This is a genomic window from Anaerolineales bacterium (assembly GCA_015075725.1).
In the GTDB taxonomy this organism is placed as follows: domain Bacteria; phylum Chloroflexota; class Anaerolineae; order Anaerolineales; family Villigracilaceae; genus Villigracilis.
This window is the reverse complement of record JABTTV010000001.1, coordinates 2,896,822-2,916,939: the sequence shown is the minus strand read 5'-3', so window position 1 is coordinate 2,916,939 and position 20,118 is coordinate 2,896,822. Positions and strand designations below refer to the sequence as shown.

Annotated in this window: 17 protein-coding genes; 2 read left to right on the top strand and 15 right to left on the bottom strand. The window is 53.9% G+C overall.

Translation table 11 applies throughout. The annotated features are described in order from the left end of the window. Window positions 1-33: 33 nt before the first annotated feature. The 3 genes from HS100_13985 to HS100_13975 form a co-directional block, all read right to left on the bottom strand. Window positions 34-1,245, bottom strand: coding sequence for a tyrosine--tRNA ligase (locus HS100_13985; protein MBE7435022.1), 1,212 nt, complete (start codon window positions 1,243-1,245; stop codon window positions 34-36). 170 nt (window positions 1,246-1,415) lie between these two features. After that, window positions 1,416-2,087, bottom strand: a complete 672-nt coding sequence (locus HS100_13980; protein ID MBE7435021.1) for a hypothetical protein — start codon at window positions 2,085-2,087, stop codon at window positions 1,416-1,418. Window positions 2,088-2,109: 22 nt separating this feature from the next. Then, window positions 2,110-3,060 (bottom strand): TIGR01777 family protein, encoded by a 951-nt coding sequence (locus HS100_13975; protein MBE7435020.1) that lies wholly within the window; start codon window positions 3,058-3,060, stop codon window positions 2,110-2,112. Between the two features lie 18 nt (window positions 3,061-3,078). Here HS100_13975 and HS100_13970 point away from each other — a divergent pair, with 18 nt between their 5' ends. Then, window positions 3,079-3,582 carry an HNH endonuclease gene (locus HS100_13970; protein MBE7435019.1) on the top strand — a complete coding sequence of 168 codons (504 nt, stop codon included), beginning with the start codon at window positions 3,079-3,081 and terminating at the stop codon, window positions 3,580-3,582. A gap of 81 nt (window positions 3,583-3,663) precedes the next feature. Here HS100_13970 and HS100_13965 read toward each other — a convergent pair whose 3' ends face one another. From HS100_13965 to HS100_13915, 11 genes are all read right to left on the bottom strand, one after another. Further along, window positions 3,664-4,419: an MBL fold metallo-hydrolase gene (locus HS100_13965; protein MBE7435018.1), complete on the bottom strand. Its 756-nt coding sequence runs from the start codon at window positions 4,417-4,419 to the stop codon at window positions 3,664-3,666. A gap of 61 nt (window positions 4,420-4,480) precedes the next feature. Continuing rightward, entirely contained in the window at window positions 4,481-5,914 is a 1,434-nt protein-coding gene (locus HS100_13960) for a stage II sporulation protein M (protein MBE7435017.1), read from the bottom strand. After that, complete coding sequence (locus HS100_13955; protein MBE7435016.1) at window positions 5,904-6,839, bottom strand: ABC transporter ATP-binding protein; 936 nt, start codon at window positions 6,837-6,839, stop codon at window positions 5,904-5,906. The genes HS100_13960 and HS100_13955 overlap by 11 nt, the downstream gene beginning before the upstream one ends. Before the next feature lie 76 nt (window positions 6,840-6,915). After that, window positions 6,916-7,713 (bottom strand): prolipoprotein diacylglyceryl transferase, encoded by a 798-nt coding sequence (gene lgt, locus HS100_13950; protein MBE7435015.1) that lies wholly within the window; start codon window positions 7,711-7,713, stop codon window positions 6,916-6,918. Next, window positions 7,713-8,336: a CDP-alcohol phosphatidyltransferase family protein gene (locus HS100_13945; GenBank protein ID MBE7435014.1), complete on the bottom strand. Its 624-nt coding sequence runs from the start codon at window positions 8,334-8,336 to the stop codon at window positions 7,713-7,715. The genes lgt and HS100_13945 overlap by 1 nt, the downstream gene beginning before the upstream one ends. A 112-nt stretch (window positions 8,337-8,448) precedes the next feature. Continuing rightward, window positions 8,449-10,641, bottom strand: a complete 2,193-nt coding sequence (locus tag HS100_13940) for a DNA translocase FtsK (GenBank protein MBE7435013.1) — start codon at window positions 10,639-10,641, stop codon at window positions 8,449-8,451. 3 nt (window positions 10,642-10,644) lie between these two features. After that, window positions 10,645-11,607, bottom strand: a complete 963-nt coding sequence (locus HS100_13935) for a S1 RNA-binding domain-containing protein (GenBank protein MBE7435012.1) — start codon at window positions 11,605-11,607, stop codon at window positions 10,645-10,647. 73 nt (window positions 11,608-11,680) lie between these two features. After that, window positions 11,681-13,594, bottom strand: coding sequence for a hypothetical protein (locus HS100_13930; GenBank protein MBE7435011.1), 1,914 nt, complete (start codon window positions 13,592-13,594; stop codon window positions 11,681-11,683). Between the two features lie 47 nt (window positions 13,595-13,641). Further along, window positions 13,642-14,181 (bottom strand): GNAT family N-acetyltransferase, encoded by a 540-nt coding sequence (locus HS100_13925; protein MBE7435010.1) that lies wholly within the window; start codon window positions 14,179-14,181, stop codon window positions 13,642-13,644. A 14-nt stretch (window positions 14,182-14,195) separates the two neighbouring features. Beyond that, the gene (locus HS100_13920; GenBank protein MBE7435009.1) at window positions 14,196-14,873 is read right to left on the bottom strand and encodes a hypothetical protein; all 678 of its coding nucleotides are present in this window, start codon (window positions 14,871-14,873) and stop codon (window positions 14,196-14,198) included. 11 nt (window positions 14,874-14,884) lie between these two features. Continuing rightward, window positions 14,885-15,721, bottom strand: coding sequence for a purine-nucleoside phosphorylase (locus HS100_13915; GenBank protein MBE7435008.1), 837 nt, complete (start codon window positions 15,719-15,721; stop codon window positions 14,885-14,887). Between the two features lie 176 nt (window positions 15,722-15,897). Between HS100_13915 and HS100_13910 the strand changes: the two genes are divergently transcribed. Beyond that, a complete protein-coding gene (locus tag HS100_13910; protein ID MBE7435007.1) occupies window positions 15,898-19,077 on the top strand; it encodes a GAF domain-containing protein in 3,180 nt (1,059 codons plus the stop codon). Between the two features lie 5 nt (window positions 19,078-19,082). Here the strand turns inward: HS100_13910 and ltaE are convergent, their stop codons facing one another. Then, a complete protein-coding gene (ltaE, locus tag HS100_13905) occupies window positions 19,083-20,117 on the bottom strand; it encodes a low-specificity L-threonine aldolase (GenBank protein ID MBE7435006.1) in 1,035 nt (344 codons plus the stop codon). Window position 20,118 lies beyond the last annotated feature (1 nt).

Sequence of the window (20,118 nt, the reverse complement as noted above, 5' to 3'; positions counted from 1 at the left end):
AGAGGACTCTTTTTCAGGAGTCCTCTTTTCGTTTTACCTCACACGCACAAAGCGACGTTTGCCGATCTGCAAGACACCCGGATGTGGAAATACAGCATCACCCCGCATGAGCACTTCCCCATCGAGGCGGACGCCCTTTTGATCGATTAACTGCCGCGCTTTGCTTCTACTCTCCGCCATCCCCGCCCCGAGGATCACATCGACAATGGTCTGACCAGATTCCATCTTATACTCCGGCATTTCATCGGGAACTTCCTTTTGTTGGAACATCTTGACAAAATTTTCCCGCGCCGACTCAGCCTCCATCTCACCGTAGAAGATACTGGTGATCTCCCCCGCCATTTTCATCTTCGCATCTCGCGGATGAAGCGCCCCTGAAGTCACATCCTTCTCGATCTGTGCAATTTCATGCGGGCTGAAGCGGGTGACAAGCCGCATATAGATTCCCAGCGCGGAATCCGGGATCGACATCAACTTGCCGAACATATCATCCGCGCCGGTGTTGATGGGCACAATGTTGCCCGTGGATTTGGACATTCGCTGGATGCCGTCGGTGCCGGGCAATATGCCGGTGATAATGCCGACCAATGGTTTCTGGCCAAGAGCTTCCTGAAGTTTACGTCCCGCCACGATGATGTTGAACAACTGGTCCGATCCGCCGACCTGCACATCAGTTTTCATTGCAGCGGCATCGTAACCTTGCATCAGCGCGTAGAATGTTTCGTGCAGGAAGATCGGCTCTCCTTTTTCAAGGCGCCTTGCAAAATTCTCGCGCGCCAAGAATTGTTGGACAGTGAAATTTTGTCCGAGTCGAATCAAATCCACCAGCGAGAGTTCCCCCAGCCATTCCCCGTTGTATCGGACCTTTGTCTTTGAGCGATCCAATACACGGAACGCCTGCTCGGCGTATGTTTTTGAATTTTCAGCGACTTGCTCCTGGGTGAGGACCGGACGCGCCTTATTTTTATCCGAAGGGTCACCGACCAAGGCCGTATAATTTCCGATCAAAAAGGTCACATCATGGCCCAGGTCCTGAAATTGACGCAACTTTCGCATGGATATCGTGTGCCCCAGATGTAAATCCGTCGATGTCGGGTCGTAACCGCAGTACACTTGCAGCGGGCGTTTTTCCTTCTCCGATATCAATAACCGTTCCCGCAGTTCCGCAACCATGGCTTTCTGTAACTCTTCGTCGCCATAATCGGTTCCCTGCATAAGCAGTTCAACTTGTTCATCGATGTTCATTTGCTTCTCCTCGTGCAAGACCGTGCGGTCGTAATGATACAAACAAAAACGCGCCCGCGATGATGGGGCGCGTTCATTGACACCATCGCAGTTGGGCTATGAGCAGGGATAATAAGGGTATTGCGTGGCAGAAAGTGTGAGAAACATGCCGGTATTATACATCAGGAATTTTATTGCGACAAATTGAACGGGAAACTCCACGGACCGCGTACCGTATAAAACTCATCGCTGTAGACGATCTGTTCCGCCTGTTCCTGCGACATCTCGGCGGGTTTGCCGGTGATCTGCATGGTCAGGGTGCCGTTCACATCGAAACAATCCACTGCGATGCCAGTTCCCCTTTCAAGCATGGCTTCCTGGATCTTTGGAAGATAGATATCGCAGTAGTCTGTCAGCTGGGGCACCGCAGAGATGGCGTCGATCGCAATCACGGAATTCGTCAAATCTGCATCCGGCGGGACGACAAAGGTCAAAATATCACACCTCTGACCAGGCTGGCCATTCGCGGATTCCTGGAGGCTTACCAACGTCGTGCCATATTCCTGCAAGAATGTACTGCCGTACGTCAAACTTGCCGCCCAGATGGACCAATCGGACGCATCCGGCAGGGTGAAACAAACCTCAGCATTGACGTTTTTACCCTCCACCCACGCGCGGTTCATGCGCACTTCGATACCAGCAGCGGTTTGCTGCGGAGCATTCAGGTTTGCCTGTGCTGTCGGATAGGAAGGGTCGATATAAGCCGTCGCCGTCGGCAAAAGATTGGGAAGAACAACCTGCGATTCCCGGGAGGGACCGCATGCCGCAAGCAGTAACAACAACAGGATGGAAATTTTTTTCATGGATTTAATCATCTCCTTTGACTTAACCATACAAATCGGCCAGCGCCTCGCGCGGACCCGGAAACTGGAACTCATACCCGGACTCCAGTAACCGTTTGGGCTGGGAGAACCTGCCATCGAGGATCATGACGCCCATTTCACCCAAAACGTTCCGCATCAAAAAGTCTGGCAGAGGAAACCAATACGGACGGTGAAGCGTTTTGGCGAGTTCCTTTGAGAAAGCCTCCAGGGAGGTTTGAACGGGCGCGATCAGATTATATATTCCGCGCGCGTTTTCGTCCGCCATCAGGTGTCGGACAGCGCCCACCCAATCCTTGATGTGAATCCACGGAAACGCCTGCTTTCCAGAACCGATCCTCCCGCCGACGAACATCCTCATAGGCAGGGACATCAATATCATCAATGGATTTTCTCTCGCCAGCACGACCGATGTGCGCAACACAAGACGACGAATACCCAACTCTTCGAGATGTTTGGTTGCATTCTCCCATTTGACCGCCAATTGAGCGGGGAAGTCCTCGCCGGGCGGGGTGGATTCATCGGCGAGATCGCCGCGCAAGCCGTAATAATTGATGCCGGAAAATTGCACGAAAAGGCTTGGACGATGATCCGCTTCCCGAATGGCTTGAGCAAGCGCAAGTCCGGGAAGGATGCGTGAATTTTCGAAGGATTTTTTCCGGGAGGTCGTCCAGGGGTAGTTAGTCATGCTTCTTCCCGTAAGATGAATCACCGCATCCATTTCATTGACGCGGTGTCCCCAACCGTTTGAGGTGAGACCGTCCCATTTAATTACGTTCATCCCATCGCTTCTTCGCGATAGGATGAAGACGTTGTGCCCGTCAGCTTGGAGGGATTTTCTCAGAGCGGATCCCAACAGCCCGGAACCGCCCGCGATGAGGATGTTCAGCATTGTGCCCGTAATGATACCCCAATCGGCGCGTTCACCGAATTGCCGGTATGGATGTATAATCACGCAGATTATGGGAAGCTTATGAACGAACCCGTATTGGTGCTCAATGCGAATTTTGAGCCGATCCACGTCTGCACGACGCGGCGGGCGGTCACGTTGATCCTTGCGGGAAAAGCCGGCATGATCGCGAACGGACGCGGGCACATCCGCACCATTTCATTATTGCTTCCACGTCCATCGGTCATTCGGCTCGAATCGCAGATTCATCGTCCGCGCCCGCGCGTCAAATTAACGCGCCGCGAAATCTTCCGGCGCGACAATTTCACCTGCCAGTATTGCGGCAAACGGGAGGGAAGCCTGACTATCGATCATGTGATTCCCCGGCATATGGGCGGGCGGCACGTCTGGACGAATCTCGTGACCGCGTGTTCCATATGCAATCACCGCAAGGGCGGGCGCAAAGTGGACGAGGCGCATATGCGGCTTTTGCACATCCCAAAAGAGCCGCCCGCGGACGCGAAGTACATTTTCGGGAAGCATCTTTCCGACAATCATGAATGGGAGCCTTACGTTTCGGGTTGGTAAATCGAAATCCCCTCACATGAGGGGATTTTTTGTAGAGAATTTCAAATGTTGGTTTTAGTTGGATGAAGATGAATCAAATTCTTAAAACTCCAACACCATAAAATCCTTCGCCAAGGCGATTTCACCTTGATACGTCTTTGAGGCTTCTTCAACAACATCGCCTTTTTTAAATCTGCCGGTGGGATAGTGAATCAGAAAAAGTTTTCCCACTTCCGCCTTTGTTGCGATCTCCCCCGCCTGCGCCGCGGAGGAATGGCCGGGTTCTTCGCCCGTCGCTTCGTGAATCAACACATCCGCGCCGGCGCTCAATCGGACAACCTCGTCGCAAGGTTCAGTGTCACAGGAGTATGCCATCACCTTTTCACTTTCGGTAAACTCGATCCGCAGACCGATGTTCGGGATCATGTGTCGCACTGGCGAAGCCTTAATGGAAAATTCAGGGCATGTCAACACGTGGGTCATCTCTTTTGTCGGCAATCGGTAAAACACAACGGGGAAGAACTCGGGCCACTCCGACCAGTTATAAAAACCCATCAGGTCTTCCAGACGATCTAGGGTGTAATGCAATCCGTAAATATTCAAAGGCTTCTGCCTGCCCATCAACCACATATCCATCAACAGGAGCGGGATGCCGGAAACATGGTCGGGATGGAAATGCGTGACAATGATGTCAGTCAACTCATTAAAGTCCAGCCCAGCCTGCTCGAGCCTCAGAATCGGGTTACTGACCGAATCTACCAATACAGTGCGTTCGGCTCCCACAATGACCATGTGGGTATTTTCGCTTTCCTTTGTCGGTATCGCGTTCGATGCCCCGAGGATGATCACCTTTGCCATGAGCGAATCTTAATCCAATTCCCCATAATTGTTAATTGGATTTCGGGTGATTCAGATCCCGTCAACCGCCTATCACTTTGAGGAGCAGGGCTGGCGTGACATACGCCTCGATCACAGCCGCGAGCGCGAGAAGCGGCACCACCACGCCGACAAAGATCTTTGCCCAGTCCGCCAGCATTTCGAGGATCACCTCCCCCATCGATTTTCCCGTCTGCGGCGTGACAAGGACCGCGCCGATGTAAAGTACTACTGCGCTCCCGATCATCAATGCAGGGATCTCGAAGATGCCGTGCGGCAGGACTCCGGCAAGAAAAATTGGAATGGGCGAAACTCCGATCAATTCCAAAAGCGCATACACGCCGCCGATCAAGGCTACGTTCAGAATGTAAATCAGGACTCCCAGAACGCTGAAGGAGGTCAACCCGGCGAGGAAAATGATCACCATCGAGCGGGTATTGTTTAAAAACAGGAAAGAGGCATCGAGGTGTCCGCGCATGCTTGCCAGGTCGGGGAGTTCTTCGATGTTTTCTTCGATGGCTGCCAGGTCTTTCGGAGATGCTTTTTCAATCGTGTCGGATACATTGACCATGATCCATTCGTAACTCGCCCAGGCACTGGTCAATGCGATCAGGAACATGAGCAGGAGCGCAGGTCGCGCACGCCGGAGCGAATCAGCCAGGACCCGGCCATACCAATCGCGCAGGGAGACGGCTCCGCCTTTAAAATTCCGCCAGAAGGTGCGCACGATCCATTTTAAATTCAAGGTGTCGATCTCGCGTCCAAGCAGGTATTCCCGCTCGAAATGCGAGATACCGACACGGATCAACAGCAGGGCAATGATCAGAACGCCTAGAATTCCCAGCCAAAGTACAGTTTCGTTTCCCCAGAATAACATGACCGCCTCGCCCTGCATCAGGATCGCAACCGGAATCACGATGAACGATGCAAGCAAATTCGCCGCTTTTACTGAGGTGGACTGGACCGAAATGACAATCGCCGCACTGACCATCAGGATCGCGTGAGCGGTGGTCAACAGGAACAATTGCAGCATCACCATGCCATCCGGCAAAGCCAATCCCTGGCGGGAGATCATGAATAAATATAGACCGATGGAGATATAACTGGCTGTCAATGGCGTGACCGCGCCTACCAGCAATTTGCCAAAGTACAACTGCCAGTCATCGAAGGGCGCTGTCAATAACGGCTCGATCGTGCCGCGTTCCTTTTCACCCACAAAAGATTCCAACGCCACAACCAGTGAAACTGTGATCGGAAAAAAACCGATGATCATGATCGAGATCGGGATAAGCCGTTCGAGGACGAGGTTCGCGCCGTACTGATTCAGGAATTCAATGGTTTCCTTTGCAAATTCGTTCATCAGGAACGGAAAACACAGGGTCAGGATCGCCATCGGCAGGAGCACCCGCCAATCGCGGAACTGGTCGCGCAATTCGCGTTTCGCCACAAGCCAGACCGGGCGCAATCTATTGAACATAATCTTTTCCTCTTACAGCCGCCATGACCTTCAGATACACCTGCTCCAACGTGCGCATCTCTTCCTGGAATGCAACCACAGGAACAGATAGGGAAGCCAGTCTCTGCATCAGAATCGGATTCGAGTCTTCAGGCGCTTCCACCCGGACCTTGAGACTGGTCGGCGTTTTGGTAAGCATCTCCATCCCCTCGGGCAGTTCCAATCCGCCTGCATCCCAGGGATTCGAAAATCTGACGACATATTCAGGATGACCGAGCACGTCCTGTTTTAACTCATCAAGTGTCCCTTGAATTAAAATCCTGCCGCGATAGATGATCGCGATCTTGTCTGCCAGCAGTTCCACTTCGGTCAGGTTGTGGGAACAAAGCAGGATCGTCCGTTGGGCGGATTTCAACCGCGCGATCTCATCTCTCACCAGCCTCGCGGATTCCGGGTCCATTGCGGAGGTGGGTTCATCCAGCAGCAACACGCCGGGCTCGTGAATCATGGCACGAGCAAGCGCAAGCTTCTGCCGCATCCCTTTCGAATATTCGCCGATGCGCCGTCTGGCGGCTTCTGCCAGACCAAAGTATTCCAATAAATTCTCCGTGCGCGTTTTCCGCAAAGAAGCCGAGAGGTTGTACACCTGACCGAAAAAGTCCATATACTCCTCGGCGGTCATACGCATGTACAAACCGTGATGCTCCGTCAACACTCCCACCGAGGCACGGACATCGTGCCCGTTCTTTGCGACATCATATCCGGCAACGCGAGCTGTCCCGCGCGTGGGTTGCAGTAACGCGGTTAGCATCCGAACGGTGGTTGTCTTACCGGCGCCGTTCTGCCCAAGGAGCGCGAGTATCTGCCCGGATTGAACCGAGAGGTTTACTCCTTCGACAGCCACGAAATCATGGAATTGCTTGCTCAAATCGTTCGTTTCAATCATGGTTCTTCCTTTTCATCTGGAAAAAGACTGCATCTATTTTATAACTTATCCCCCGTCCGTTTCCTTCTCAAATTCCTTACAAAACCCGGACAAACCGACGGTACAGCAGGAGCCCGGCGGAAACCGCAAGCAAGCAGGCAAAAAATACCTGATTGATATTTGCTCCGTTCACCAAAGAAACATCCAATCGCAGGAATTCAAGAAGAAACCGGATGAATGAATACCACGCAAGATAAATCAGGTAGAGTTCACCCGCTTTTATGCGATCCGCAAATCTGCCGCGTGGAAGCCAGAGAAGGATCACCACACAAGCCAAAAGCATAAGAATTTCATACACAAATAAGGGATGATAGAAATCATTTCCCCCATATCCCGCCAGCCGATTCACGGGATCAACAAAGATCGACCAGGGCACATCCGTTGGCAAGCCATACAACTCCTGGTTGAAATAATTCCCGAGGCGGCCAATCCCATGGGCAATCGCGATTCCCGGCGCGAGAACATCCGTCATCTCCCAAAACGGCAGGTGATCTCTGCGGGCAAGGATCCATAAAGCCGCCGTCCCGCCGAGAATCGCGCCGGGGATTCCAAATCCTCCTGTCCAAAATGAGAGAATATCGAGCGGATGGGAAAGATAATGCCCGGTGGTCAGCCCAAGTTGAACGGAGGAAAGAGGCGGAGTCAACACATGCCAGAGGCGCGACCCGATCCAACTCCAGAGAGTCACAGGTACGAAGATATGGTAAACGATCTCCGCATCATTAAAGCGGCGTCTGGCTTCCAGGGCAGATGCAAACGCTCCCACGGCTATGCCAAGAGCGATCAATAATCCGTTCCATCGCAGGAACAGCGGACCGAAGGTGACGCCTTCCATCAAACCGCAGATTCCTTCGATTTGTTAATGCGTTCACGTCCCTGTTCGCGAACGTGCAAAATGCGCTGATAGGCGGTGATATTTGCCAACACGGCAATGATGACCGCCGCTATAAAAGGCTGGTTGAATACGAGCAGGGGGATCAAAACGATGTACCGCTCGAGGCGTGTAAGGATTCCGACTTTTGCCGTGAAGCCCAACCCTTCGGCGCGGGCTTTGACGTAGGAAACCAGCACGGAACCGGCCGCCGCAAGAAAAGAGACCGCCACTCCCGCTGTATCATTTTGAGTGAGAAAAAAATAAAGCAGGCCGCCAAAAGTGACCAGTTCTGCGTAACGGTCGCTTACCGAATCAACGAATGCGCCGAAGTCGCTGGGTTCTCCCCTCAAGCGCGCCATCGTTCCGTCGAACGCATCCACTAGAACAGACGCGAGGAGAACGAACGCGCCAGTGGTCATGTGTCCACGTGCGATCATATATGCACCAATGGTCGTGCCAGCAAGGCCTAGTAATGTGATGGTGTTCGGTGCCAGGCCGAGTCGATTTAGAAATCCGCCGATCGGATCAAGAATTCCCTTAAAGACGATTCTTGCGCGGTCTGAGAAGGTCGGTTTTTTTTCCATGGTCTGAGGGCATCTCGCTTAAGCATAAAAGGATATTGAAATCGGATAACGAATAATCGCACGATGGATCTAATGGGCGGAAATTGTCTGTCTCGTCCAAGCGCACTGGAGGCTATTTATTCGGGTCATCCATTTCGTCTTCATCGCCGACGAGGACTTCGCGTTCTTTCCCGCCGCCCTGTGAGGGACCGACCACGCCCATCGTCTCCAACTGATCGAGCAGGCGTGCCGCGCGCGGATATCCAATTCTCAATCTGCGCTGAAGCATCGATGCCGAAGCGCGCTGCTGCTGGCGAACAATGGAAACGGCCTGTTCCACCAAGCCATCGTCTTCATCTTCACCGGGTTCCTGCAGCAGGGTTTCCCACGGCGGTACATCCTCTGCCGGAACATCGGTATTCTTTTGCCAATGTGAAATCAACCGCTCGATCTCCATATCGGTGATCAACACGCCCTGAGCGCGGACGGGGTTCCCGACCTCTGGGTTGAGGAAGAGCATGTCGCCGCGCCCAAGCAGGGATTCAGCGCCGGTGTAGTCCAGGATGACACGACTGTCTATGCTTGAAGCAACGGCAAAAGCAAGTCTCGCGGGGAAATTGGCTTTGATGAGTCCCGTGACCACATCCGTCGAAGGACGTTGTGTAGCGACGATAAGATGTATGCCCGTGGCGCGTGCCATCTGCGCAAGGCGGACGAGGTTGTGCTCGGTCTGGTCCGGCGCTGACATCATCAGGTCGGCAAGCTCGTCGATCATCACAACGATACGCGGAAGGGGTTGACCATCTTCGGAACGCGAAACCTTTTTATTGTAGGAGTTCAGGTCGCGGGCATGCATCGACTCCAACAAGCGGTAACGATGCTCCATTTCTACCACGACCCAACGCAAAACACCGAGGATGCGGTTGAGGTCGGTTTCGACCTTTCCGAACAGATGCGGGAGACCGTTGAAGCGGATCAACTCGACCATTTTCGAGTCGATCATAACCATGCGCAGTTCCTCAGGTGTATTGTTCATGGCAAGACAGGCGGCAATGGCGGTGATACAGACGGATTTACCCGAACCTGTCGCGCCTGCAATGAGCAGATGGGGCATGCGCGCCAAATCCGCCATGAGCGGATTCCCTGAAACATCCCGCCCCAAGGCAATGGCGAGCGGCGCGCCGACCTTGTAGAACGCATCCGATTCCATCAAGGCGCGGAGACGAACAACGGACGTGTTCGTGTTCGGAACCTCGATACCGACGTATGGTTTACCGGGAACAGGGGCTTCGATCCGCAATCGTTGCGCAGATAATGCGAGCGCGATATCCTTTTCGAGCGCAGCGATCTGCGCCACGCGCACCTTCATCTGTTGCGCGTCCTCCTCCTCGTTCCCCCTCTTTATGAAACCTGGCTGGACCGCGAACTGGGTCACAGATGGACCCACGCGATAACCGATCACAGTGGCAGGGATGCCGAATTCTGAAAGGGTCTTCATAATAAGGCCCGCTGTCTGGTTGATGGTACGTTCATCAGCGCGGACATTCGAGTCGCCGAGCAGGATGTTCAACGGCGGCAGGTCTTCTCCGCGGGGCGGTGCTTTGAACGCCTTTTCCTGTTTCTTTTCGGAAGCTTTCAACTGCGGACGAAACTCGGGCGGGAGAGGCTGGGTCCTTTTCTTCGGCGTGGATGTTTTTATCGGCGCTTCTTTCCCATGTTCCTCCCCAGGTATGGGCGTGGAGACGATCATCGGCGCTTCATCACCAGCGATTTTTACCAGCCAGTTTTCGAGACGTGCCCAAAGTCCGAATCCAGTGGCAACCGCGAGCATCCACAAGATGAACAGGAACGATGTCCCCGGAACTTCTCCCATCGTTTGCCAAAACAGGCGGACGATGCCCCACCCCAGCCGACCGCCGTCCATGCCGGATTCCGCCCGGAAGAGGTCATTGCCCTGGGAAACTGCAAATAAGCCCAAGGTCAGGAGAGAGGCGAGTTCGAGCGCAAGAATCCGACCCCAATGGATGGATCCGCGTTCATGTTGAAGCAGAGAGAAACCGAGATACGCAACCCCGATCAATATAAAAAGACTTCCCCATCCGAACCAGGTGCGCAAGATGGATGTGACCGCGGTAAGCAGAATGCCATCGGTCCAATTCCACAATGCAAATAAGGACATGGCTGCAAACGCGATCAAAGCCACACCGACGGCATCGCGCAGGAAACGCCCAAACTGGGTGTTGAATCGAGCGAGACGCTCCAGCCAGTCGCTGCGTTGTGGATATTCCTCGTGCTGGAACCGGCGGGGAGTCTGGGAGCGCGTCATTAACTATTCAAGCCTCAAACTGAAGCCAAGGCGATGATGCGATGGATCGAGATGCAGGACCCGCACTTGAATGGATTGACCCTCGGAAAGAATCTCTTTGAGAGGAATCCCGTCATCATGAGGAATTTCGGAAGCATGCACCAAACCCTCCACGCCAAATTGATCAAGGCGCGCGAAAACCCCATAAGAAAGCACGGTTGTGATCGTTGCGGTATGTATCGAACCGATCGGAAAACCGGTGGCAGCGTTATTCCAGGGATTGGGTAGAAGACGTTTCAAACTCAACGCCACGCGGCATCGTTCAGGCGCGAGGTCGAGCACCTGCACTTCGATCGGCTCGCCCAGTTTTACAAAATGCGAAGGGTGGTTGACGCGCCCCCACGATAATTCCGAGATGTGAATCAACCCTTCCACGCCGCCAAGGTCTACGAACACACCGAAGTCGGTGATGTTGGTCACCGTGCCCTGCACGTTTTGTCCGGCGTTCAGGGAGTGGAACAACTCCGCGCGTTTGCCAGGTTCGGTTTGGGCGGCGCGTTCCGAAAATACGACCCGCCCATCTTCCGGCACGCATTCGATGACTTTCAGGCGCAGGGTCCGCCCAACATACGGTTCAAGGTCTTGATTGCGTTCGAGCGCATCACGTCCCGCCAATCCGACCAGATGCGAGAAAGGAACAAAGCCAAAAAGTCCCTCGCCTTCCACGAGCAGACCGCCGCGATTGTGCCCGGTAACAGCCAGTTCGATGATGCGGTCCTTCATGTAAAGATCCTTGATCTGACTCCAATCCACGTTCCGCTCTTCGGAGAAATTCTCCTTTGCCGCCTCTTTGCGGACCTCAGGCCGGATCACCGCCCCGCGCTGGTTCATTGGCGAGTGCCGGATTTCCTCCGCAAGCACAGATTCCCACCAGCCTTCATCGATCCCGCCCGGCATACCTTCGTTTCTTACTTTTTCGTTTGCCATATAAAACTCCTTATAAATCGCCGCTTCGAGTTCCCGGTGCGCCCTCCGCATTTCCAACTTCCGGGACGAGCGGTTATCTTTCCAGTTGGTTCACTTCCATTTCCATGATCGCCCTGGCGACCGCTTCGATCGCCACGCGTTGTTTGCGGTACAGGTCGGCTTCAGACATGGCAAGCCGCGACGCCACGTCGCGCACTTTGCGACCCTCGATAAATTTCATTTCTAGGATGTTATAAAGAATCCATTCGGTGGTGAATTTGCGATCTCCGCGCGGCTTGACCTCGTCCACAGCCCGCCGCAACAGGGAGCGCAGGGCATTGGAGGTGTTTCCATCCTCGCGGTCAGCCAATTCGCGCACCACCTGTAATTTTGTGAGCGGGTTGTTTGTGAATTTCGGACCGCCCCAATAATGCGTAAGCGCGTCACGGACCCAGTTGGCAAGGTCTGCTTCCTGGGGAATCGGCGCATTGAGCAGGTTTGCGTGAGAATCATATCGGCTTGCGGCGCGCATCCGCTGGATCATCTCCACCTGCGGCTGAAGATCGGCAAGCGAACGAAATACCCGTTGCTGCAATTGGCGGTCTTCGAGGGCAAGCGCCGCCCGCTCTGCCAGCAGCCAGAGCGATTCACGCTGGTCGTGTTCCATGGCGTTCTTTTTTTCATTCCGAGTAACACCAAGCAATCCGAGCAGCGGGGGTAATTCGTCCCGATCCATATCCGCGCGCTTTCGCGCATAAAGCGGAAGCACCCAGTAGTTCCCCCACTGGAACTCATGCCGCACATCTCCATTGACGTGGTCCAGCGCTTCCGTCAAACTCTCCTGCTCGAGGAGGGCTCTGTTTCCAGCCACTACAACGGGCAGCAGGGTCTCATCGTCCAAAGCAGCGACGAAAGCGGAGGGCGATTGCAAATGGTCGCGTACTGCGGCGAGGACAGATTCCAAAAACTGCTGCAAGTCGCTCTGGGTCAGCAGGCGTTCTTCCACGTTTTGGAGCAGTTCCAATTCGCCCCGGTCGCGCCCGTAAAATAACCAGCGTTCCCAGAGCGGAGCGGCAAAGGTAATGGCGTGTTCCATCAATAAAACAGATGCCACAACTGTGAACGGGACAAAAGCGCTGTATGGAGTTCCAAACCACTCACCGCCGCGCCGGACCACCGTCATCAACGCAAGGGTTGCAGAAGCGGTCACCGGTCCACGCATGATCCACTTGAAGAGGCGGCTTTTAATGACGCGGTCGGGCCAGGAGACGCCGAAAAATGCCACAGCATACGCCATGACGATCACCAGCGCGCCCACCATCACATTGATCGTCACCGCTGCACTCCAAAAGAGGAATTGATGCTGGGCAGCCAGTGAGTACCCGAACAAAAGATACGGGTAGGAACCTAGTGCGGGTGCGGTCGCCCCAGCCATCAGGTACAGCATGCGCCGCCTGCCCGAACGGGTCAACATCAGGGAATAGGCACGGGAAAAATTAATTCCCGCCCACGCCATCGCAGCGACATAAAAGATCGTAAAAATCTCGGTCCAAAGAGTGCGCTGAAGATACGGGGCGGGCTTGCCATCTGGAACGATCGGGCCCAGTAAATATCCAAAAGCAAGCAGGAGAAGGAAGAGAGCAGAAACCGCATACATGCCGCGCACGGCAAGCCTTCTGCGGCCGCGGGAAGGACGTCCCGCCGTCACCAGCAAGGCATCAGAAAGATGCAGATACGCTGCAGGGAGAAACGCGAGACCGAACCATTGCAGGCGCATCAACAGATCAAGCGTATGTATGGAGACGGTGTTATCCTGCAGGGATTCGGCGGTAAAAACGATGACGACGCAAAGCAAGATGATCGCGAACGAGCGCGCCACCCTGTCGCGAAGATTGAACGACAGCGAATATAAGAATAGCGAAAATGCCGTAATGGCGATTCCCGCTGTGAGAATCTGATTGATCGTCTGGAGCCCCGCCAGCAATGTTTGCGGCCAACCGTTAATCATTCTGCCCTTCCAATAAAATAAACACGAAAGCGGCGTACACCTTTCGTTTACTTCAAAATCTTTGCGAAGAACAAAGCCACATCCTTATTGATGTAATAATGGTCATTATAACCGCAGAACTCAAAACCGTATTTTTGCGCCAACCGGATAGCCGGGACGTTCTTTGATTGCACTTCAAGAATCAGACGGCGGTGCGATCGCGACTCCGCCCAGGCTTGCCCGGCTGCCAGCAAAGCGGATGCCACTCCCCGGCGGCGGTGAGCCGCATCCGTCACCAAATCGAAAATCCAAACGGTCGAACCGGTTCCCCTCTCCAGCAGGCTGATATACCCAGCCTGATTTGCCCCCATGACAGCCGTGAACATCATCGATCGTTTGATCCAATCGTCTGCAAGGGAAAAATGATTGTGAGGATACGGGACTTGAATGGCACGCGGCAGGCGCACTTCACGGAAAGTGGCTGCGACCTGGCCGGTTTCACGGCGGACTTCCAACTGCCAAACCGCTTCGCTCGTCACAGAATGTTCGATACCCATTAATCTTGCCAGGTCTGTGGCGACAGTTGGGCGAATTTGAATCTCAGACATCGATGAACCTCACCTTATTGATTTGGAACCACCTGCACAGGCACAATACAAGGCGGCAGGCTGGTCCCTTGATTGTCGATCACAACCAGCCTCAATTGATAATCTCCCGGCGTAAGTGCGGTTGTATCCCAACGGCCGAGGGAGGCATCCACCACCACACTGGTTCCCGCGGCGATGGTTGCCCATGTACTGCTTCCGTTCGGCGCGACTTCATATTTATAGAATCCGAAATTCGGAATACTCACAGTGCCCGTCAGTTCGATCACCCCTTTGATCTCTTCGCCGGGTCCAGGGAATGTCACCTCGAGTTGGCCGGGCGTGCAGCCTGAAGCATTTGGTTGAATCGAACCCGGCTGGTTTGCGAATTGGGTCATCATATCGGCAGAAAGTGTGCCGGTGGGTGTGGAAATCAAATCAAGCGTAGGCGTGACGAGAAAAAAATCCGAGGGAAGTCCGGGGAGTACAAAAGAGGTCAGGGAAAACTCGAAACAGAAGAACAACACGATCAGAAAAGATATCAGGGTGGCTCTGCCGAGCCGTCTTAATGAGAATTCGCGTTCGAGACTAAAGACAGCCACCCGCCACTCCCGCCAGGAACGAAATAACCAGCGAAAGGAAAACATGCCGCCTATCGCCAACACAATGTAAATCAAAACCTCGTAGGTGGCGAGGAATTTTAATAGGTCTACCATTGCAATCGCACTTACATTCCGCGCAGGACGCCCCGGACGATGGTTTCGATCTTCGGTGTGATGATCCTGCCGGCTTCGATAACCTCTTCATGCGTCGTGATGGTGGAGCCGTCGAGGTTGGCTTTGTTGCTGATGCCGGAGAAACCAAGGACGCGCATCCCGCCGTGACGCGCAACGATGACCTCAGGCACAGTGGACATACCTACCGCATCCGCGCCTGCCAAACGGAGGAATCGCAGATCGGCCGGAGATTCAAAGGAAGGTCCGCTCAACCCGGCATAGACGCCTTCGCGGAGTGTTAATTTATTCTCTTTTGCCGTCTTCCTTGCCATATCGATGTATTCACGATCGTAGGGCTGGCTCATGTCCGGGAAGCGGGGTCCGATCTCGTCGAGGTTCGGACCCATCAAAGGATTTAAACCGGACATGCCCATCAGGTTCAACTGATCGGTGATCAGCATCACGTCGCCGGGGACGAATTCCGAATTGACCCCGCCCGCGGCATTCGTAACGACGAGGCTGTGCGCTCCAAGCCGGTGCATGACTCTCACGGGCAGGGTGATCTCACCCATACTGTACCCTTCGTAATAATGGATTCGGCCTTGCATCACAATGACGGGTTTGCCTTCCAATGTGCCGATCACAAAACGCCCGATATGGCCGAATACAGTGGAAACAGGAAAGTTTGGCAGTTCGTTGTATGGGATGTGATTCGGATCCTGGACGGAATCAGCCAACCCGTTCAGACCCGAGCCAAGGATCAATCCGACCTGCGGTTTGACCGGGATTTTTCCGCGAATCTTTTCTGCGGCTTCGTCTATTTGAGCAAGCGTAATGAATTTTTGCATCAGCATGACCTTGTAATCGATAAGTTAATGGTGCATCCCCTGTTTTCCGGCGCTCGCTGGCGATTATATCAGAAATAGCCGGGTCAAAATCCGGCACAAAAAGAGAAACCATTTCAATTTAGTCATCATGCAATTTCGATAGAGTGGGAAAAGGAAGTAGAAAAAAATCCCTTCTTATGCTATCCTCCGACCGCATGAAGCAACGATTGGAAAAAAACTTCAGCCTGCTCGTCTCGCTTCTCCTGGAGGGGGTCGGGGCGGGACTGGTTCTGATTCCCGACCATTTCGGTATTGGGAGCGATCTCTATTTCACGGGGCTGCCAGCGGTTCTTGGTCTGGCCTGTTTCGTTCTCGCCCTTTCTCTTCAACTGAGTTGCGTCTGGCGGTTTCCCAAAAAACGCGAGATTGTTGTCCAAACGCTGACCCTTCCGTTTTTATTGTTTTCATCCGTCTTGCTGATGAAATCCGGGCAGGTCATCGGCGGAGTTGCGATGCTGATCGGCGGCATCATGCAGGCGGTCGTCGCAGTGAGCAAATGGGTTGACCGTCTTCGCCGGGTGGATTTCTCCCGTCTGATGATCGGGTTGACCACTTTCGCAGCAGGGATGGTGCTTGCGTTTTCAGGATTCGACTCCCATCCAAGCGGATCGCCGGTTTTCATGCCTTACCTGGCGGCGGCTTTTCTTATCTCTGCATTCGCAAGCGGGGTCACGGTCATTTTCCCATCATTCCATTTCGACGCCGTTTTGAATTATCTGCAAATCATACCCTGGGTTGTGTTGAGTTTTCTCTTCATCCAGACGCCGGGAAGTGAAAACCTTGTCGTGCCCGCCGCCATCATTTTTGTGACTGTCTTTGGGAAACTGATCCCCTGGGAACGAATCATCATCCCGGATGGCGACATCCTGAGCCGCAGGGTGGTGATGATCGCATTCTTTTCGGAGGTTGCGCATTTGATCTTCATGGGCGCGCTCCTTTTCACGATCGACCCCGGCCTGGACGGGGCGAATAAATTCATCCTTTCCGCCCGCGAAGCGACACTGGGATTCTTCGTCCTCTTCTCAGCGATGATCTATTACGTGGCCACCACTGTGGTCATGACCACAAGCGGCTTGATAAAGGAACTGAACCGGGGCGATGAGGATCACGGGACCGAATTGGGAATACCACAAACGCGGGCGGGGGTGTGGAGCGGAAGGCTTGATCGTTACATCAGGCCGTTCATTATGACCTCGGAGGGAATCCGCGGACGGATTCAAGCAGACCAGATTCAGACCCTCGCGCGCCAGGCGGCAACGGAGAAAAAACGAAATGCGCAATTGACCCTTTTATTGGAATTAAGCCAGCAGCTCGAAAATCAGCTCGACCAGCCGGTGTCGGCGCAGCTTGTAGTCAACACATTGGAGCGCGCACTGAATTGCAATTTGGTGATGATCTTCCTGCATGAATATGAAAAAAAGGAATTCATGCTTATCGCTTCTGCGGGCCGGGGGGCAAATATCGTTCCGACAGGTTACCGGCAGAATGCGGCCCAGGGAGTCCTGGGTCGCGCGCTTCGTCAGAGGAAGACTCAGGTCGTCGATGACATACTATCCGAAAAGGATTACATTCCTTTTGTAGGCGAAACGAACCTTTCCGGCGTGGCTGTGCCATTGATCATGAACGGGCATGTCACCGGGATGATCACGCTCAACAGTGAAAAACCAAGCGACTTCGGAAGCGTCGAGATCGGCATGGCTGAAATGGCAGCGGCGGAACTGATCCGCGCGTGGGAACGCTCCGGACACCATCAACGTTTGATGGAACTTGTTCAAACAGGCAGTCAACTCGCCTCTGCGCTTGATCCTGAAAAGACCGCCCAGGAGGTTGCCTGGAGGTCGCGTGAGATCTTGCAGGCAAAATTTACTTTTATCTACATCCAGCTGGGACAGGAACAGAATTTCATCCAACAGGCTTGCTCCGGTTCGGCACCCCTTTTGTATGGAGCCGTGACGTCGGCATTTGCATCGGGCGAATTGAACGATCTCGCCTTGCGCGCTTCCCAACCGTTCCGAATTCGTGATGTGAGGAGATATCCCAGGACGGCAAATTTACGTTTGGACAACCCCGCGCTTCGCAGCCTGCTTGTAATTCCAATCCGCTGGCACCAGGTCAACATCGGCGCGATCTTCGCGTTCGGAAAGAAGAATGAAACGTTCTTTACCGAAAACGATGAAGCGCTCGCCGAATTGATCTCAATTCAGGCGAGCGGCGCATTCGAAAGCGCATGGCTGCAGCAGGAATTACGCGCCTCCCTGCGCATTACCTCCCTGCTTTACCGCCTGAGTAACAAGATCATTTTGTCGGAGAACATCGAAGATGCAGCGTCCGATATCGCCCAAACCGCCCATAAACTTGCCAGAAGCATAACAACAGGGATTGTTCTGCTAAATCCCGATCAGAGCATCCTTGCCGAGGTCAGGGTGGACGAGGAAGGGAGCCGCATCGATTCCGATCATCCCATGAGTCTCGTCCATGATGCGATCAAATCCAATCAAATGATCTACATCTCACAGGGAAAGTCCATCCTGCGTACCTGCCTGCCCATCCAGACCCCCGTTCGCAGTTATGGAGCGATCTGGATGGATACCCATGATGATCCCCTCAAAAAGACGGCCGCCAACCCCAACGACCTGCAGGCACTTGTGCATCAGGCGGCTGTCGCTCTCGAACGATCGTTGTTGTTGGTTGAATCACGCCGGCAGGCGAAGGAGATCAAAGAGGCATACGACAAGCTCGAAGCGACCTACGACCAAACTCTCGCTTCCCTGACTTCCGCATTGGATGCCCGCGACCGCGAAACGGAAGGCCATAGTTCGCGCGTCACGCAGCTCGCTGTCAAATTGGGAAAAAGCCTGGGGTATTCGCAGGACCAGCTCAAAATCCTGGAACGAGGCGCGCTACTGCACGACATCGGCAAGATCGGAATCAGCGATACCATCCTTCACAAACCCGGGGAACTCTCCGCCGAAGAGTGGACGATCATGAAGGTCCACCCGGACATCGGCGCTAAAATCGTGAGCGGTATCCCATTTCTGCAGGAAACCATCCCTGTGATTCGCAGCCATCAAGAGCGGTGGGACGGTTCCGGATATCCGGACGGATTGAAAGGCACGGACATACCCGAACTTGCCAGGCTGTTCGCAGTGGTGGATGCCTTCGACGCGCTCACCAGCGACCGCCCCTATCGCAAAAAAATATCAAATGACGAAGCGCTCGGATATTTGCGCGAGCAATCCGGAATCCTCTTCGACCCGGATATGGTGACTAGTTTCGAAAATTTGCTTCTGCAGGATTCCGGCGTGATCGACATTTGACATTGTCACGTCAACACATCGCGGAATGCCTGCACCGCTTTTTCCACTCCGGCATCGTCCACCCAGTAATGCGTCACCAGGCGGAATTCTCTCGGGGCAGACCAATCCACCAGAACGCCGCGTTTTTTCATTTCAGAGATGACCTCATCTTCCGCCATCCTGATATGTTCGGCAAGTTTGAAATAGACCATGTTGGATGAAGGTCCCGCCTCGATTCTTAATCCCCCAACTTGTTTCAACCCTTCATACAGCTTCTTCGCCCGGGCATGGTCTTGTTTTAGTCTCCCGGCCATCTTTTCCAGCGAGATCAACCCGGCCGCCGCAAGCACGCCCACCTGCCTCATTCCACCGCCCAGCATCTTGCGCAGACGATGCGCGCGGGCAATAAATTCCCTCGTACCTGCCAACATCGAGCCGACCGGCGACGCAAGCCCTTTGCTCAAACAAAACATGACCGAGTCCGCTGTATCGGTCAATTCCTTTACATCCACATCCAAAGCCGCGGCGGCATTGAAGATCCGCGCCCCGTCGATGTGAAATTTCAATCCATTTTCTTTTGCAAGCGACCCAACCTGCCGCGTATATTCCACAGACAAGGGTATGCCGCCGCAGGCGTTCTGTGTATTCTCGATGGATATGAGCCGGGTGATCGTCCGATGCTGGTCGTCAGGTTGGATCGCACCGCGGATATCTCCGAGCCGAAGCGTCCCATCCTTTTGATTCGGAACAGGGTGAGGGTACACGCCGCCCAATGCGGACATACCGCCCGCCTCGTTTAAATAAATGTGCGACTTGTCCCCGATGATCGCTTCCTCTCCCCGCGAACAATGCACCATGATCGCAATCAAATTTCCCATCGTGCCCGAAGGAACAAAGAGCGAAGATTCCTTTCCGATCATATTCGCAGCCAGTTCCTGCAGTTCGATCACGGTCGGGTCGTCGCCAAAAACGTCATCTCCGACTGCCGCTTCCGCCATCGCCTCCCGCATTTCAGGGGTCGGTTTGGTGACCGTGTCCGAACGCAAGTCGACATATTCCATT